The following is a 1,272-nucleotide window of genomic DNA, read 5'->3' as shown; positions in this document are numbered from 1 at the left end:
CGGTTTTTTCACCCAGTCCCTATCTGATCGTGACCCTGAGCTTTATGGCTCGATCACGTCCGAGCTGGGTCGCCAGCGTGATGAGATCGAACTGATTGCATCCGAGAACATCGTCTCCGCCGCCGTGATGGAGGCGCAGGGTTCGGTGATGACCAACAAATACGCCGAAGGCTATCCCGGGCGGCGCTATTATGGCGGGTGCCAGTTTGTCGATATCGCCGAGAATCTGGCCATCGATCGCGCCAAACAGCTGTTTGGCTGTGATTTCGCCAACGTCCAGCCGAACTCAGGCTCTCAGGCCAATCAGGGTGTGTTCCAGGCGCTGATCAAACCCGGTGACACCATTCTGGGCATGAGCCTGGATGCCGGTGGCCACCTGACCCACGGCGCCCGCCCGAACCAGTCGGGCAAGTGGTTCAACGCCGTGCAATACGGCGTCCGCAAAGAAGACAACATGCTGGACTATGATCAGGTCGAGGCGCTGGCGAAAGAGCATAACCCCAAGCTGATCATCGCCGGAGGCTCGGCCATCCCGCGCCGGATCGACTTTGCCCGCATGCGCGAGATTGCTGATATGGTCGGCGCCTACCTCCATGTTGATATGGCGCATTTCGCCGGTCTGGTGGCGGCGGGCGAACACCCCAGCCCGTTCCCGCATGCACATGTGGCCACAACCACCACGCACAAGACCCTGCGTGGCCCGCGTGGTGGCATGATCCTGACCAATGATGAAGATATCGCTAAGAAAGTGAATTCAGCGATCTTTCCGGGCATTCAGGGCGGCCCGCTGATGCATGTGATCGCAGCCAAGGCGGTGGCCTTTGGCGAGGCACTGCGGCCCGAGTTCAGGGACTACATCAAACAGGTCGTGACCAACGCGCAGGCGCTGTCGGACCAGCTGATCAAGGGTGGTCTGGACACGGTCACCCACGGCACCGACACCCATGTGGTGCTGGTCGACCTGCGGCCCAAGGGCGTGACCGGCAACATCGTCGACAAGGCCCTGGGCCGGGCGCATATCACCTGCAACAAGAACGGCGTGCCGTTTGACCCGGAAAAACCAACCGTGACCAGCGGCATCCGTCTGGGCTCCCCCGCCGGCACGACCCGCGGCTTTGGCGAGACCGAGTTCCGCCAGATCGCCGACTGGATCATCGAGATCGTCGACGGCCTGGCCGCAAATGGCGAAGACGGCAACGCCGCCGTCGAAGCCAAGGTCAAAGCCGAAGTCGCCAACCTATGCGCCAAATTTCCCCTATATCCTAACTTGTA

The 1,272-nt window shown here is 61.1% G+C and carries 1 protein-coding gene; it reads left to right on the top strand.

What is annotated here, in order from left to right; translation table 11 throughout:
• The coding region (gene glyA, locus ACR0BU_RS24690) for a serine hydroxymethyltransferase (protein WP_299085941.1) at positions 1-1,272 on the top strand (1,272 nt) is incomplete at both ends.

The sequence above is a fragment of the Ruegeria sp. CK2 genome, assembly GCF_056536585.1.
This window is presented reverse-complemented; position numbering and strand designations above follow the sequence as displayed.